The organism is Kribbella qitaiheensis, assembly GCF_042657745.1.
GTDB lineage: Bacteria > Actinomycetota > Actinomycetes > Propionibacteriales > Kribbellaceae > Kribbella > Kribbella qitaiheensis.
Window position 1 is genome coordinate 87,009 of the sequence record NZ_JBHSKE010000004.1, and the last position, 14,332, is coordinate 101,340.

General features: G+C 68.9%; 12 protein-coding genes. 6 read left to right on the forward strand and 6 right to left on the reverse strand.

Going from position 1 to position 14,332, the window contains the following annotated elements; genetic code table 11:
- Positions 1–1,545 precede the first annotated feature (1,545 nt).
- The 3 genes from ACFPJ1_RS03035 to ACFPJ1_RS03045 are packed head-to-tail and all read left to right on the forward strand — an operon-like array spanning position 1,546 to position 3,765.
- On the forward strand, positions 1,546–1,935 hold the full coding sequence (locus tag ACFPJ1_RS03035) for a group I truncated hemoglobin (protein ID WP_380101242.1): 390 nt from the start codon (positions 1,546–1,548) through the stop codon (positions 1,933–1,935).
- Between the two features lie 7 nt (positions 1,936–1,942).
- Entirely contained in the window at positions 1,943–3,082 is a 1,140-nt protein-coding gene (locus ACFPJ1_RS03040; protein ID WP_380101243.1) for a globin domain-containing protein, read from the forward strand.
- Positions 3,079–3,765 carry a DivIVA domain-containing protein gene (locus ACFPJ1_RS03045; protein ID WP_380101244.1) on the forward strand — a complete coding sequence of 229 codons (687 nt, stop codon included), beginning with the start codon at positions 3,079–3,081 and terminating at the stop codon, positions 3,763–3,765. Before ACFPJ1_RS03040 ends, ACFPJ1_RS03045 begins: the two co-directional genes overlap by 4 nt.
- On the opposite strand, the gene ACFPJ1_RS03050 is transcribed toward ACFPJ1_RS03045, so the two are convergent.
- Positions 3,701–5,002, reverse strand: a complete 1,302-nt coding sequence (locus ACFPJ1_RS03050) for an NAD(P)/FAD-dependent oxidoreductase (RefSeq protein ID WP_380101245.1) — start codon at positions 5,000–5,002, stop codon at positions 3,701–3,703. The two genes, ACFPJ1_RS03045 and ACFPJ1_RS03050, sit on opposite strands and share 65 nt — an antisense overlap.
- A gap of 52 nt (positions 5,003–5,054) precedes the next feature.
- Here ACFPJ1_RS03050 and ACFPJ1_RS03055 point away from each other — a divergent pair, with 52 nt between their 5' ends.
- Entirely contained in the window at positions 5,055–5,846 is a 792-nt protein-coding gene (locus ACFPJ1_RS03055) for a class I SAM-dependent methyltransferase (protein WP_380101246.1), read from the forward strand.
- Positions 5,847–5,876: 30 nt separating this feature from the next.
- Here the strand turns inward: ACFPJ1_RS03055 and ftsY are convergent, their stop codons facing one another.
- From ftsY to ACFPJ1_RS03080, 5 genes are read right to left on the reverse strand one after another with little or no spacing between them, the layout of a single operon-like run.
- Complete coding sequence (gene ftsY, locus ACFPJ1_RS03060) at positions 5,877–7,061, reverse strand: signal recognition particle-docking protein FtsY (protein ID WP_380101247.1); 1,185 nt, start codon at positions 7,059–7,061, stop codon at positions 5,877–5,879.
- 43 nt (positions 7,062–7,104) lie between these two features.
- Entirely contained in the window at positions 7,105–8,736 is a 1,632-nt protein-coding gene (gene cydC, locus ACFPJ1_RS03065; protein ID WP_380101248.1) for a thiol reductant ABC exporter subunit CydC, read from the reverse strand.
- The gene (cydD, locus tag ACFPJ1_RS03070; RefSeq protein ID WP_380101249.1) at positions 8,733–10,361 is read right to left on the reverse strand and encodes a thiol reductant ABC exporter subunit CydD; all 1,629 of its coding nucleotides are present in this window, start codon (positions 10,359–10,361) and stop codon (positions 8,733–8,735) included. The genes cydC and cydD overlap by 4 nt, the downstream gene beginning before the upstream one ends.
- Positions 10,358–11,389, reverse strand: a complete 1,032-nt coding sequence (cydB, locus tag ACFPJ1_RS03075) for a cytochrome d ubiquinol oxidase subunit II (protein WP_380101250.1) — start codon at positions 11,387–11,389, stop codon at positions 10,358–10,360. The genes cydD and cydB overlap by 4 nt, the downstream gene beginning before the upstream one ends.
- A gap of 10 nt (positions 11,390–11,399) precedes the next feature.
- Positions 11,400–12,797 (reverse strand): cytochrome ubiquinol oxidase subunit I, encoded by a 1,398-nt coding sequence (locus ACFPJ1_RS03080; protein WP_380101251.1) that lies wholly within the window; start codon positions 12,795–12,797, stop codon positions 11,400–11,402.
- 80 nt (positions 12,798–12,877) lie between these two features.
- Between ACFPJ1_RS03080 and ACFPJ1_RS03085 the strand changes: the two genes are divergently transcribed.
- Together ACFPJ1_RS03085 and ACFPJ1_RS03090 are read left to right on the forward strand one after the other, a co-directional pair.
- Positions 12,878–13,264, forward strand: coding sequence for a BlaI/MecI/CopY family transcriptional regulator (locus ACFPJ1_RS03085; RefSeq protein ID WP_380101252.1), 387 nt, complete (start codon positions 12,878–12,880; stop codon positions 13,262–13,264).
- Positions 13,261–14,166 carry a M56 family metallopeptidase gene (locus ACFPJ1_RS03090; protein ID WP_380101253.1) on the forward strand — a complete coding sequence of 302 codons (906 nt, stop codon included), beginning with the start codon at positions 13,261–13,263 and terminating at the stop codon, positions 14,164–14,166. Before ACFPJ1_RS03085 ends, ACFPJ1_RS03090 begins: the two co-directional genes overlap by 4 nt.
- The last annotated feature ends 166 nt before the right edge of the window (positions 14,167–14,332 follow it).

A 14,332-nucleotide genomic window follows, 5' to 3' on the forward strand; every position in this document is an offset into this window, starting at 1 on the left:
GGACGTCGACTCGTCAAGCGCTTGGGGCGGTAACCCAGCAGCCACCTCGGGTGCATCGGCAACCCATCTAAAGCCACCGACACCAGCCATGCTGCACCAGTGAGCGCTTCGCGTCCCTTCGGGATCGGAACAAGTTCCGACTCTTGACCCACCCCATCCCGACCAGGGAAGGACGCAGCTACGCGGATCCCGCGGAGAGGTCTGAGCCGGATCGGGGTGGTGTTTTCGGGGGTGGCGTGTACCGAGCGACAGGTAGTGCTGGTGTGGTCGCGGAGTTTCCAGGCGTGGGGTGCCTGCCGGGGTTGTGGGTGCGGCGACTACTACCTGTCGGTCGGTTCGCCAGCCGCCGCCGGAGTGGGCTTTCACCCCGGTGGGTGGCGGTTTTCTCCTGCGCGGGCGGTGGTTGTGCCGATTCGGGGACTGGTGCTGGCAGGTTGTTCGACCACTGCCGGGTTTTTCGTCCACTGGCGGGTTGTTCGTCCACTGGCGGGTTTGTTGGCCGGGTGGGCGGGTTGGTCGGCGGCGTGTGGCTCATTTCGGGGTCCGCTGGATGGTTGTTCGACCACTGGCGGCAAGTAAGGCGCCAGCGGCCGAACAACCCGTCAGCGGGCGGCCGGTCGCCGGGCTGGGGGCTGACGGGGGTGCGGTTGTGGGGACCTCGGACACCGTGTGGGGGCCTGGGAAGGTCATGTCGTGTCCGAGGTCCCGGCTTGGTGTGCGAGGTCGCGGCTTGGTGTGCGAGGCCCGACCTAGTGCACCAGTTGAGTGCCCAGGTCGCCGGGATCTGCTCAGGTGGTGCACAAAGTGCCGGTTTCGGGGGGCCCGCGAGCCCGGGCAGAGGAACACCCCGACCTTCCGGGCAGGCAACTCCCCGAGCCTCCGGGCAAGGCAGTCCCCCAAGCATCTGGGCGGAGGAATTCCCTGGCATCGTCGCCACACCTCCCAGCGGCTCCGGGATAGCTGCGCCCTTCCCTGGTCGGGGTGGGGTGGGTCAAGAGTCGGAACTTGTTCCGATCCCGAAGGGACGCCGAAGGCGCTCTTGACGCACACCGGCCCGACTAGCACCATCACGCAGCCCGGTGACGCAACCACCTCCGCCGATGTCGGCGGAACTGCGCCAGCGTTGTCCGCGACTACCCAGCCACGGGACCGCGACAACCCAGGTTCGGGGGCAACCGCCTCCGTGGGGCCGCTCCTGGCGCAGGCTCGCCGAGGCGGCGCAGCATTCCCGAGTCGAGGTGTTGGTAAACATCGATCCAGGCGTGAGGTCAGACACATTTCCCATACGTTGCCTAAGGCAATTACATGTTCTGAGCGTGCTGGTCGAAAAGTCAATCGTTTCTGATGGATTTCTTGCTATAGGCAACCTTTCCGCAAACATGCGACAAACAAGATTTTCCAGTTACAGTAACGTTGTCAACGTCGGAACGAGTACGGTCGGATCTTTCCGAAAACCGCCGTTCGACTTGACCATCACCTGCTTCAAGTGTTCGGATCGGGCCTGCTCGGGGATAATTACGAGACTCTTTGGGAGATGGTTGCTCCGTGGTTGAGCACTCGCAGACCAGCAACGGGACCACTAGCGACTACGCCGCCGTCGGCGGGGGCGCCGCGATCTCGTCGGTGGTGGATTTGTTCTACCAGAGCGTTCTGGCGGACCCACAGCTCGTCGGGTACTTCGAGGGCACGGACCTGGCCCGGCTCAAGCGGCACCAGGTGCAGCTCGTCTCGCAGGTGATGGGTGGTCCGGTCTCGTACGAGGGTGCGGACCTGGCCGAGGCGCACCGCGGCCGCGGTATCACCGACGCCGACTTCGGCCGGGTGGTCGAGCACCTGATCGCCGCGCTCGCGGCGCACAGCGTGCCGGAGGACATCGTCGGGCGGGTCGTCCAAGCGCTGGGTGCCACCCAGGACGACATCGTCACCGCGCGCTGACCCCCGAATGGACCCGGCCGCGCTGAAGAGCAGCTGGGCCCTGGTCGCCAAGTCCGGTGACGAGGTCCCGCTGTTCTTCTACTCACACCTGTTCCTGTCCCACCCAGAGGTCCGGGAGATGTTCCCGGTATCGATGGCAGCCCAGCGGGACAAGCTCGTCGGAGCACTCGGCGCCGTGGTCAGCAACGCCGCGCAGCTCGACGAAGTGGTGCCGTTCCTGCAGCAGCTCGGGCGGGACCACCGGCGGTTCTCGGTGATCGCCGATCACTACTCCGCCGTCGGGGCTTCCCTGCTCGCGACGCTGCAGCACTTCCTCGGCGCCGCGTGGACCTCTGAGCTCGCGGCCGACTGGGCGGAGGCCTACGGTCTGGTCGCGACCGTGATGGTCCAGGCGGCCGAGGAATCGGCGGAGGAGACACCGGCCTGGTGGCCGGGCGAGGTGCTGGGCGTGGACCGCCGCACCATGGACGTCACGATCGTGCAGATCCGCCCACAGCAGCCGCTCGCGTACCTGCCGGGACAGTCGGTCGCTCTCGAGATCCCGTACCGGCCGCGGCGCTGGCGCTACTTCAGCCCGGCGAACGCGCCGCGCGACGACGGGTCGATCGAGCTGCACATCGGGCTGGTCCCGGGTGGGCAGGTCAGCGGACCCGCGGTGAGGTCGCTCAAGCCGGGTGACCCGGTCCGGCTCGGTGCCGCGGTCGGCGACACGCTCAAGCTCCCGGAGAACGGCCGCAAGGACATCCTGATGGTGGCCGGCGGGACCGGACTGGCTCCGCTGCGGGCGATGCTCGAGCAGCTCGACCGCCGCACTCAGGCAGCCGACGTCCCTCGGGTGCACCTGTTCCACGGCGCCCGGATGCCCTGGAACCTCTACGAGCACAAGCAGCTCACCAGACTCACCCAGCGGCCCTGGTTCAGCTATACGCCCGTTGTGTCCGACGACAGGTCGTACCCTGGCCAGCGGGGTCTGGTCGGCTCGGTGGCCGCGGAGCACGGGCCGTGGACGGGCCACACCGCGCTGGTGTGCGGTTCGCCGTCCATGGTCGCGCACACGGTCGACGAACTCACCGGAGCCGGCACCCCGGCGGCCGACATCCGCTACGAGTCCTTCGGGACCACAACTTCGGCAGGGGGCCAGCAGTGACGCCCGAAGACCCGTTCGCCCGGAGACCCGCCCAGTCGCCGCACGCGATCCGGCACCAGACGTTCAGCACCCGCCGCAAAGGCCTGGACCCCGACGAGGTGGCGCATTACCTGGCGGCGCTGGCCGAGCAGATCGAGTACGCCGACGCCGACCGGGCGGAGCTCCGGGCTGAGCTGGAGCGGGTTCGCAACACCACCCCGGACTCGCAGGAGCGCGCACACATCACGGCCCACGCGGTCGGCCTGCTGAGCCAGGCGCAGCAGATCGCGGACAACCTGGTCGCCGAGGCCGAGCAGTACGCCAAGGACCTGGTCGAGTCGGCCCGGCACCAGCAGCGCGACGTACTGCAGCAGGCGCACGACTCGGTGGAGACAGCGGTCAAGCGGTTGCCGGCCACCGAAGTGCAGGCGGCTGAGCTCGAGTACGTGCGGACCTTCACCCAGGTCGCGCACGTGCAGCTCCGCTCGGTACTGGATGCCCTGGCGGAGCAGGTGGAGCGGCTCGGCCACCTGCCCCAGACTCCAGAGGCGCAGGCCCAAGCCCAGGCGTCCGCTCAGGGCGAGGTGGAGTGGTGGACGGACCTGTCGTCCAAGGGCGGCGCCCCGAACGCTCTGGGGTCTAGTGGCGGTGCCCAGGACGCTCTGGGCTTGCCGTCTCCAGCGGGACATCGACGGCAGGTATGACGCCGAGGTGAGTCGTCTGCCGGGTCAGCGTCGCGTCGAAGAGCCATTCGGTCGCGGTGCGGATCCGGTTCCCCGGCATGGACAGCAGGTGGTAGCCGCGGGTCACCACCTTGGCCGGGAGACCTGACAGCGGGATCTGCAGCGGGTCGGCCGCGGCCTGGGTTCCGCCGAGGTCCACGACGAACCCCAGGTCCTTGTGCGAGTACGCCTTGCGCTCGCCCGTTCCGAAGCTCGCCGCGACGTTGTGGGCCGCCCGCCTGCCCTGCCGTTCGGCGTGCTGCGCAGTCATCGGCGTCACCTCGCCCCGCCTGGTCAGATCCGGTACTGCGGCCGCGTCGCCGCACGCGAACACCTCCGGGTGACCCGGCACGCTCAGGAACTCGTCGACGGACAGGCGACCCCTCTCAGTCTTCAGCCCGAGTGCCTCGACCACCGGGTCCGGGCGGACGCCCACACACCAGATCAGCGACATGGTGGGCACGAACTCCCTGTCCGTGAGCCGCACACCCTCCCGAGTGGCCTCCTCGACCGACATCTTCGTCCGTACGTCGACACCGCGGTCCCGGAGCACCTTGTCGGCTGTGCGGGACAACCGGATGTCCAGCTCGGGCAGGACCCGGTCGGCGATGTCCAGGAGCATCCACCGGATCCGCTGGTTCTGCAGGCGAGGCCGCCGCTTCTTCAGGAGGTCCGTATAGAGCACACCGTGCGCGGCCACCTCCGTACCGGTGTAGCCGGCTCCGACCACCACGAACGTGCAGAACGAGTCCCGCTCGGCCTGGTCGTCTGTGGCGTCGGCCCGTTCGATCTGCTGGGTCATGTGGTCGCGCAGGAACACGGCCTCGGGAATCCCCCGGAACCCGTGCGCGTGCTCGGCGACTCCCGGGATCGGCAGCAGCTTGTTCACACTGCCGGCCGCGATGATCAGCCGGTCGTACCCGATCTCGCCGGGCCGATCATCCGGATCGGCGTACCGGACTATGCGCTTGTCGAGGTCGAGCCCGTCGACCTCGCCGAGCACCAGCCGGACCTCAGGGAGGGTGTCCGCGAGCGATACCGTCACCCGGCGCGGCTCGAGAATGCCGGTCGCCACCTCGGGCAGCAGCGGGACGTAGAGGAAGTAGTCGGTCGGATTGACGACCACGACCTCGGCTCGGCCCTTCGCCAGCTTGCAGAGCGTCTTGGCGGCGTGATAGCCGGCGAATCCCGCCCCAATGATCACAATCCTCGGCGTCATACCCCCTCGTTACCAGATCGGCTCCCCTCACACCACGGCTAAGCTCCTCGGCATGACTGGGGAGAGCGACGAAGACATCGCCACGGACCGGGTGCAAGCACTGGTGTTCGGCGAGGTAGCGACGGAGTACGAGCGGGTCCGCCCCGGCTACCCGGAAGCGCTCGTCGACGAGGTGCTGGCCTACGCACCGTCCCAGCCGACGGCTCTCGACATCGGTGCCGGCACCGGCAAGGCCACGGTGGCCTTCGCGGGCCGCGGCCTCCGCATCACCGCACTGGAGCCCGACCCGGCCATGGCTGTCGTACTGCGCCAGCGCGTGGCCGGCCTCGCCGTCAACATCGCGATGGCGTCACTGGAGACGTACGAGCCGGAGGAGTCCTACGACCTGGTCTACAGCGCGCAGGCGTTCCACTGGACCGCCCCAGACACCCGCTGGGCCCGTACTGCGGCCGCTCTACGTCCAGGTGGAGCCTTGGCCCTGTTCTGGAACCACGACCGAGTGGCGGACCCCGCAGTACGGGCCAAGGTGTTCAGCGTGCTCCGCGAGCAGGTGCCGATGCTCGCTCCGGCGGGCGAGCCGCCCGAGCCGGAAAGCCTGCTGAAGCTCTGGCCGCACGACGAACTGTCGGTGCGGCCCGAGTTCGGAAAGCTCAGGCAGGAGGTCTACCGCTGGGAGCGCGAGCTGTCCGCGGAGGACTACCTCGCCTACCTGACCACCCAGTCGTCGTACCGGATGCTCGAGGCGGACGAGCGCCAGGACCTGGTCGACGCACTGGCAGCCGTGCTGCCGAGCCAGGTGGTGCTGGACGTCGCGACACTCCTCCACCTGGCCAGACGCCACTAGGCCGGAGTCGCAGCGGTCGGGCCGGACTGCTCAGTCGAGCAGGGCGTCGACGAACTGCTCGGCGTCGAAGGGGGCCATGTCGTCCGCGCCCTCACCGAGGCCGACGAGCTTGACCGGGACGCCCAGCTCGCGCTGTACGGCGATCACGATGCCGCCCTTGGCGGTGCCGTCCAGCTTGGTCAGCACCAGGCCGGTCACGTTGATCACCTCGGCGAAGACCCGGGCCTGCGTGAGGCCGTTCTGGCCGGTGGTGGCGTCGATGACGAGCAGCACCTCGTCCACCTCGGCGGTCTTCTCGATCACCCGCTTGACCTTGCCGAGCTCGTCCATCAGGCCGGTCTTGGTGTGCAGCCGGCCGGCCGTGTCGACCAGCACCACGTCGGCCTGCTCCTCGATGCCCTGCTTGACCGCGTCGAACGCGATGCTGGCCGGGTCACCGCCCTCGGGGCCCCGGACGGTCCGGACGCCGACCCGCTCGCCCCAGGTCTGCAGCTGGTCGGCTGCCGCCGCGCGGAAGGTGTCGGCCGCGCCGAGCACCACGTGCTTGTCCTCGGCAACCAGCACGCGGGCCAGCTTGCCGACCGTGGTGGTCTTGCCGGTGCCGTTCACGCCGACGACCAGGACAACCGCCGGCTGGTTCTCCTTGCGCTCCACCTTCAGCGACCGGTCCAGCGACGGGTCGACCAGCGCGATCAGTTCCTCGCGCAGGATGGTGCGGGCCTGCTCTGCGGTGACGCCCTCGACCCGGACCCGGGTGCGCAGGCGCTCGACCAGTTCCTGGGTCGGCGCGACGCCGACGTCGGCCGTGATCAGCGTGGTCTCGATGTCCTCCCACGCCTCGTCGTCGAGCTTGTCCCGCGACAGCAGCGCGAGCAGCCCCTTGCCGAGCGAACCCTGCGAGCGGGCCAGTCGCGACCGCAGCCGGACCAGCCGGCCCTGGGCCGACTCGGGCTTCTCGATCGTGGTGGTCGCGCCGGGCTCGGGCAGATCGGTGTCCTCGAGCGTCCGGGTCGGTGTGTCTCGGGGTTCCTCGGCGTCGTCACCGACCTGAGGCTCGGCGATCTCCGGGGTCGGCTGGGGAGCCGGCAGCTCGGCCTTGCGGCGCCGGGAGATGACCAGACCGGTGGTACCGCCGACCAGCAGGACGGCGATCACCGCGATGATGGCGATCAGGGCCTGGTCGGTGAGCAGGGTGACAAGCTGAGAGATCAACACGGTTCCCCATCTTGGCAGACACCCGGACCGTGGCCCGCATCGCTCACCGGAGGTCCACCACCGGTTGCGTTACGTGAGGAGCCAGGTCCGGCCGGTGTGTGAGCAGTACTACGGTCCGCCGGCCCGCCGCCGCGAACAGGTCCGTCAGCAGCGCCCGGGCGGTCTCCTCATCCAGATGCTCGGTGGGCTCGTCCAGCACCAGCACATCGTGGTCCGCCAGCAGCAGCCGGGCGAAGGCGAGCCGCTGCCGTTCACCCCCGGACAACCGGGCACCGTGCTCGCCCACCATCGTGTCGAGTCCCTGTGGCAGGCCGTCGACGAACTGGCCGAGCCTGGCCCGGTAGAGCGCCTTCCAGAGCTTCAGGTCGCTCGCGCCGGGCTTGGCGAGCAGCAGGTTCTCCCGGATGCTCGTGTCGAACACGTGGCTCTCCTGGGTCAGCAACCCGACGACCGACCTCACCTGGTCGCCGTGCAACTTGGTCAGGTCGACGCCGCCCAGGGTGAGCTGCCCGGACCGTGGCTCGAGGAACCTCAGCAGTACTGCGGCCAGGGTGCTCTTGCCGGAACCGCTGGGTCCAGTCACGACCACCCGGCTCCCAGCCGGTACGACCAGGTCCACTCCTCGCAGTACGTCCGCGTCGTCGTAGCCGGCGTAAAGGTTCTTGATCGCGAGGTCGCGGCCTGTTGGGAGCGGTAGTGCCACCGTGGGCTCAGTGACCGGGGTTGGCGTGCTCAGGAGGTCCTGTACGCGGTCCAGTGACGCCCGCACGCGGGTCGCCAGCTGCGCGGCGGCAGGGATGCCACCGAGCACGTCAGCGAGGGCCAGCGGTGTGAGCACGAGTACCGCGAAGGCAGGGCCGGTGATGGCCGCTTGGTGGCCGAGCACCAGGCCTGCAACGCTGGCTCCGCCGACACAGAGGACGAGCAGTGCGCTCCCGAGCCCAGCGCTCCAGGCCGAGCGACGCTCTGCGGCAGCCAGTCGAGCATCTGCTGCGCTGAAGGATGCCAGTACGTCGTCGACCGCGTTGAAGGCGACGACATCGGCGGCAGTCAGCAGGGTCTCCGTCGCAGCGGCCGCTACGTCGCCCCTGGCTCCTGCGATCGACCGCTCGGCCCTCCGGGCACTGCTAGCCGTCAGCCACGGAACCACCGTGCAAGCGAGTGCCACAGCGATAGCCACCGCGACACCAGCCGAGGGAAGCAGCACCACGAGCAGCGCGACCGTCGCTGTCGCGGTCACGGCGGCTACCAGCACGGGCAGGACCACCCGCAGCCAGAGGTCCAGCACTGCGTCGACATCCAGGAGCAGACGAGCTAGCAGGTCGCCGCTCCGGAGCGAGGTCAGCCCGGCCGGCGCCAGTTCCTCCATCCGCCCGGTGATCCGCGAGCGGGTCTCGCCCAGCACCCGGTACGCCGCGTCGTGGGCCGCGAGCCGTTCGACGTACCGGAAGAAGGCCCGGCCGACTCCGAATGCTCGCACAGCCACGATCGCCACCATCAGGATCAGCACCGGCGGCTGCGCGGCCGCTGTCGTGATCAGCCAGGCAGACGTCGCAAGCAGCGCCACGGCCGACCCCGCCGCAAGCACCCCGGCCAACACTGCCAGAGCCAATCGCGGCCGCGTCCGCCGATCCGGCTTCACCAACGCCATGCCAGCCATCGTCGCGATGCTCATGCGGTCACCAGGCTTTCCACTCGGCCCACCTCGACCACTCGGTCCGCAGCTGCGAGCAGTGCCGGCCGGTGTGCCACCAGCAGCACGGTCCGTCCCGTGGCTCGCAGGTTGGCGACTACCGCCGCCTCCGAAGATGCGTCCAGCCCGGCAGTCGGTTCGTCCAGCAGCAGCACGGGTGCCTCGGTGATCAGCGCTCGTGCCAGCGCCACCCTGCGCCGTTGCCCACCCGACACCAGTTGACCGCCCTCCCCCACCGCCTTGGCCGGGTCTAGCTCCGGAGCACCTGCAGCAGCCAGGGCCCGCAGTACGTCGTAGTCGCTGGCGTCGGGCCGTCCGAGCCGCACGTTGTCGGCAATGCTCCCCAGCCGCAGTCCCGGCCGCTGCGGCACCCAGGCGAACTCCTCACGCCACCGCTCCGGCGCGAACTCGTCCGCCGCACTCCCGCCGGCCACGACCACGCCGCTCTCGGGCACAACGAAGCCGAGGATCGTCGCGATCACCGTGGACTTCCCAACACCACTAGGCCCGGCCAACGCGACCACCTCACCCGGCCAGAGGTCCAGATCGAAGCCCCGCAGTGCGGGTTCGTCCCGCTCGGGGTAGCGAACCGTCACGTCGTGCAGGTGCAGCGAGGTCACCCGCAGATCAGGTACGTCGGTCCGCTCGCCGCGCTCGGGTAGTGGCGTATCCAGCACACGGAACACTTCCTCGCTGGCCGCGACCCCGTCCGCACTCGCATGGAAGTTCGCACCGACTTGCCGCAAGGGCAGGTAGGCCTCTGGCGCGAGGATCAACACCAGCAGCGCCGTCTCCAGCCCGAGCTTGCCCTCCACCAGCCGCAACCCGACGCCGACCGCGACCAGCGCCACCGAGATGCTCGCGAGGAGTTCCAGCACGAACGACGACAGGAACGCCAGCCGCAGACTCGCCATCGACGCCACCCGGTGCTGGTCGGTCACCCGGCGTACGGCGGCCGCCTGGGCCTTCGCCCGACCGAACAGCTTCAGCGTGGGGAGCCCTGCCACCACGTCGGAGAAGTGATGAGCCAGTACTGCGAGAGCGTGCTGCCGGCGACGGCTGTGGGCCTGCGTCGCCCACCCCACCAACGCCATGAAGACCGGGATGAGCGGCAATGTCACCAGCACGGTCGTGGCAGCGATCAGGTCACCCGTGGCCATCCAGGCAACCACTCCAGCCGGCACTGTCGCCGCAAGGACCAACTGCGGCAGGTAGCGGGCGAAGTACGGGTCCAGATCGTCCAGGCCCTTGGTCAGCAAGGTGGTGAGCGCGCTGCTCCGCTCACCACTGAGCCAGGCGGGTCCGAGCTTGAGCGAGTGCTCGAGCACCTGCCGCCGCAGCGTCGACTTCACCGCGGCGGCCGACCGCTGTGCGACGACCTCCTGCAACCACTGCAGCGCGGCCCGTGCCACCAGGACCGCAGCCAACTGCCAGGCCACGCGGGTGATGTCGGCACCGTGCAGCACGACCCCGGCGATCCCCTTCGCCAGCAAGACCGCCTGGAGGATGATCAGCAGCCCGGTGGCGATCCCGATCAGCACTGAGCCGACCATGAACACCCGAGCCGCCTGCGCCCTCCGCAGCAACCTCGGATCCACCGGCTTCATGACACGGGACCGGGCTGGGGTGGGGTCAGCGGCGTCACCGTGACCGGCTCGACGGTGATCCGCTTGCGGAACACCCAGTACGTCCAGCCCTGGTACAGCAGCACCAGAGGCGTGAAGATGCCCGCGATGATCGTCAGCGCCTTCAAGGTGTACGGCGTCGACGCTGCGTTGGTGGTGGTCAGGCTCCACGCCGGATCGAGACTCGACGGCATCACGTCCGGGAACATCGCCGCGAACAGCGAGACCACCGACAGGCCGACCGCGACCGCCGTACCCACGAAGGCCCAGCCCTCGCGGCGGAACCTGTTGGCCACCAACCCGGCCAGCAACGCCACGGCGGCAACCCCTGCGACCACTGCGGAGGCGACGTCGCCACGCATCCCGTGAGCCCAGGCAAGGAAGCCGACAGCCAGTACCGCGGCCGCGAGACCGCTCAGCGACGCGAATCGGTTCGCCCGCTGCCGCAACTCCCCCGTCGTCTTCAGCGCCAGGAAGATCGCGCCGTGCGCCACGAAGACCGCGGTGAAGGCGACCCCGCCCAGTAGCGCGAACGGGCTGAGCAGGGATCCCAGATTCCCGACGAACTCGTGCGACGAGTCGATCGGCACCCCGCGGACCAGGTTGGCGAAGGTGATCCCCCACAGCAGCGCGGGCACCACCGACCCGATGGTGATCATCGTGTCCATCCGCGAGCGCCACACCAGGTCGTCCCGCTTGCCGCGGTACTCCAGCGCCACCCCGCGCAGGATCAGCGCGACCAGGATCGCGAACAGCGGCAGGTAGAACCCGCTGAACAGCGTCGCGTACCACTCGGGGAAGGCCGCGAAGGTGGCGCCGCCGGCCACGATCAGCCAGACCTCGTTGCCGTCCCAGACCGGACCGATGGTAGTGATCACCGCGCGCCGCTCGGGCTCGTCGCGGCCGAGCACCCGCAGCAGGATGCCGACGCCGAAGTCGAACCCCTCGAGCACGAAGTACCCGACCCACAGGGCCGCGATGACGATGAACCAGATCGTCGTGAGTTCCATGGTCAGCACCTCAGTACGCGAAGGAGAGCGGTTTGTCGGGCTGGTCCGGCGCATCGTCGGGCTCGACCGGATCCAGGCCCGCACGGATCGCCCGGAACATCAGCTTCACCTCGACCACGGCCAGCGCGCCGTACAGCAGGGTGAAACCGATCATCGAGGTCAGTACCTCGGACGTCGTGGTGCCGGGTGACACCCCGGCCGCGGTCAGCAGCAGGCCGAACACCAGCCAGGGTTGTCGTCCGGTCTCGGTGAAGATCCAGCCGAACGAGTTCGCGGCCAGCGGCAGCAGCGGCAACGGCAGCGCCACCCAGGCCAACCAGTTGGCCGGCGCCCGGCCCCGGCGAGTCGTCCAGAGCAACCAGATGGCGATCGCCGCCGACGCCATCCCGACCCCGATCATCAACCGGAAGGCCCAGTAGGTGAGGGGGATGTTCGGGTTGTACGAGCCCGGCCCGTAGAGCTTCTCGTAGGCCTCCTGCAGCGAGTTGATGCCCTTCACCTCGTCCTCGAAGTGCCCGGTGGCCAGGAAGGACAGCAGGTACGGCACCTTCAGCGAGTAGATCTCCCGGGAGCCGTCCAGCGTGCCGATGGTGAAGATCGAGAACGAGGCCGGCTTCTCCGTCTGGTAGAGCGCCTCGGCCGCGGCCATCTTCATCGGCTGCACCTCGGTCATCACCTTGCCCTGCTGGTCGCCGCTCAACGCGACCCCGGCGCCCGCGACGAGTACGACGACGGCGCCCAGCCGCATCGCGGTCCGGAACGCGTCGGTGTCGACGCCCTTGTGCCGGACCAGGTGCCAGATCGCGACCCCGGCGACGAACGCGCCGCCGACCATGAACGCGGCGAAGATCGTGTGCGGGTAGGTGACCAGGACGACCTTGTTGGTCAGCACCGCGCCGATGTCGGTCAGCTCGGCGCGGCCGCGCTCGGCGTTGTAGCGGAAGCCGACCGGGTTCTGCATCCAGGAGTTCGCCGCCAGGATGAAGTACGCCGACAACTGGCTGCCGAGCACCACCATCCAGATGCAGGCCAGGTGGACCTTCTTCGGCAACCTGTCCCAGCCGAAGATCCACAGCCCGATGAAGGTGGACTCGAGGAAGAACGCGAGCAGCCCCTCCAGCGCCAGCGGTGCGCCGAACACGTCGCCGACGAAGCGCGAGTAGTCGCTCCAGTTCATCCCGAACTGGAACTCCTGCACCAGCCCGGTGACCACGCCCATCGCGATGTTGATCAGGAACAGCTTCCCGTAGAACTTGGTCAGCCGCAGGTACTTGTCCTTGCCGGTCCGCACCCACGCGGTCTGCAGACCGGCGGTGATCGCGACCAGCGAGATCGTCACCGGGACGAAGAAGAAGTGGTACACCGTCGTGATCGCGAACTGCCACCTGGCCAGATCCAAGGTGTCCATGCCGGCCTCCAAGCCATCTACGACGTTACGTAGTAGATGCTAGCGGCTGATCTACTACATTGCGTAGTTATACTGGTCACGTGGCCACTGATGCGAGAACTCCGCGCCCCCTCGGCGACCTCGAGCGGCTGGTGATGGAGCAGCTCTGGGCTGCTGATGACGCACTCACCGTCCGGGAGGTCCATGAGCGGCTCGCGGGCACCCGCGACCTCGCCTATACAACAGTAATGACGGTGCTGGACCGGTTGGCCAAGAAGCACCTGACCGAGCGCGAGCGGGACGGCAAGGCCTGGCGCTACAAGGCCGCCGCGCCCCGCGAGGAGATGGCCGCGGACCTGATGCGCGACGCGCTCGACCGGGCCGGCGACCGCCGAGAGGCCCTGGTGCGGTTCGTCGGGCAGGTCAGCGACGAGGAGGCAGCCCTACTCCGCGACGCGCTCGCGCGGCTGGAGGCTCGGGAGGGGTGATCACCCCGCTGCTGCTCGCCGCACTCGCGCTCGTGCTGACCGGGCCGGCACCGGCTCTCCTGGCTCGGTCCGGCTGGCCCTACCGGATCCCCCGCGCTGCCGTTGCCCTGTGGCAGGCGATCGCGCTGGCCGCAGTACTGGCTGCTCTCGGGGCTGGGCTCGCGCTGTCGTACTCGACTGCGGGTGAGCCGGGTGAGCCTCGGTTCGATCCTTCGTCTGCCCGGGATCTCGCTGCTGCGGCCGTGCTTGCGTTGACGGCGCTAGTTGCTGTCAGGCTGGCCTGGGCTATCGGGCGGGTTGCTGTCGGGACCAGAGCGCGGCGGAAGCGTCACCGCGATCTGGTGGACGTCCTGGCGACGCCGGACGGGCTGATCCCGGGTCTGCGCGTACTGGCCGAGGAGACGCCGCTCGCCTACTGCCTGCCCGCGCTGCGTGGCTCGAGGGTGGTCGTGTCCGTCGGCGCGCTCGACTGCCTCGATGAGGGTGAACTGCGGGCGGTACTGGCCCATGAGCAGGCGCACCTGCGTGCGAGGCATGACCTGGTCCTGGAAGCCTTCACAGCTCTGCACCACGCCTTCCCCCGCTGGGTCCGCAGCGACGTAGCCCTCGACCAAGCCCGAACCCTGGTAGAACTCCTCGCCGACGACGACGCCCGCCGCCGCAACGGCCCCCTCCCCCTGGCCCGAGCCCTGGTAGCCCTAGCCGGCTCCCCCGCGCCGGAGGCAGCCCTGGCCGCAGCCAAGTCCTCCACAGTTCTCCGAGTCCAACGCCTAGCCGACCCCGAACCCAACCACCCGGTCCTAGCCTCAGCCACCTACACCACAGCAGCCCTACTCCTCCTGGTCCCCACCTTCACCGTCGCCACCCCCATCCTCAGTGCCGTAGCCAACGCCCTCACCTAGTAGTGCGACCAGGGCCTGTACCGACCGACAGGAAGACGTCGCTCACGACGACAACCTCCACACCTGCGTAGGCGGTTGATGCGCAGACAGAACGCAGTACTTCCTAATGGGTGTTATCGGGTCGGTCGCTGGCAGACTCGGTGCCTGTAGCCGCTGGTAAGTGAGC

Excerpts from the sequence above, each read along its gene's own strand:
- ACFPJ1_RS03040 (WP_380101243.1), top strand. The coding sequence starts at position 1,943 with ATGGACCCGGCCGCGCTGAAGAGCAGCTGGGCCCTGGTCGCCAAGTCC.
- ACFPJ1_RS03050 (WP_380101245.1), bottom strand. The coding sequence starts at position 5,002 with ATGACGCCGAGGATTGTGATCATTGGGGCGGGATTCGCCGGCTATCAC.
- ACFPJ1_RS03055 (WP_380101246.1), top strand. The coding sequence starts at position 5,055 with ATGACTGGGGAGAGCGACGAAGACATCGCCACGGACCGGGTGCAAGCA.
- cydC (WP_380101248.1), bottom strand. The coding sequence starts at position 8,736 with ATGAGCATCGCGACGATGGCTGGCATGGCGTTGGTGAAGCCGGATCGG.
- cydD (WP_380101249.1), bottom strand. The coding sequence starts at position 10,361 with ATGAAGCCGGTGGATCCGAGGTTGCTGCGGAGGGCGCAGGCGGCTCGG.
- cydB (WP_380101250.1), bottom strand. The coding sequence starts at position 11,389 with ATGGAACTCACGACGATCTGGTTCATCGTCATCGCGGCCCTGTGGGTC.
- ACFPJ1_RS03080 (WP_380101251.1), bottom strand. The coding sequence starts at position 12,797 with ATGGACACCTTGGATCTGGCCAGGTGGCAGTTCGCGATCACGACGGTG.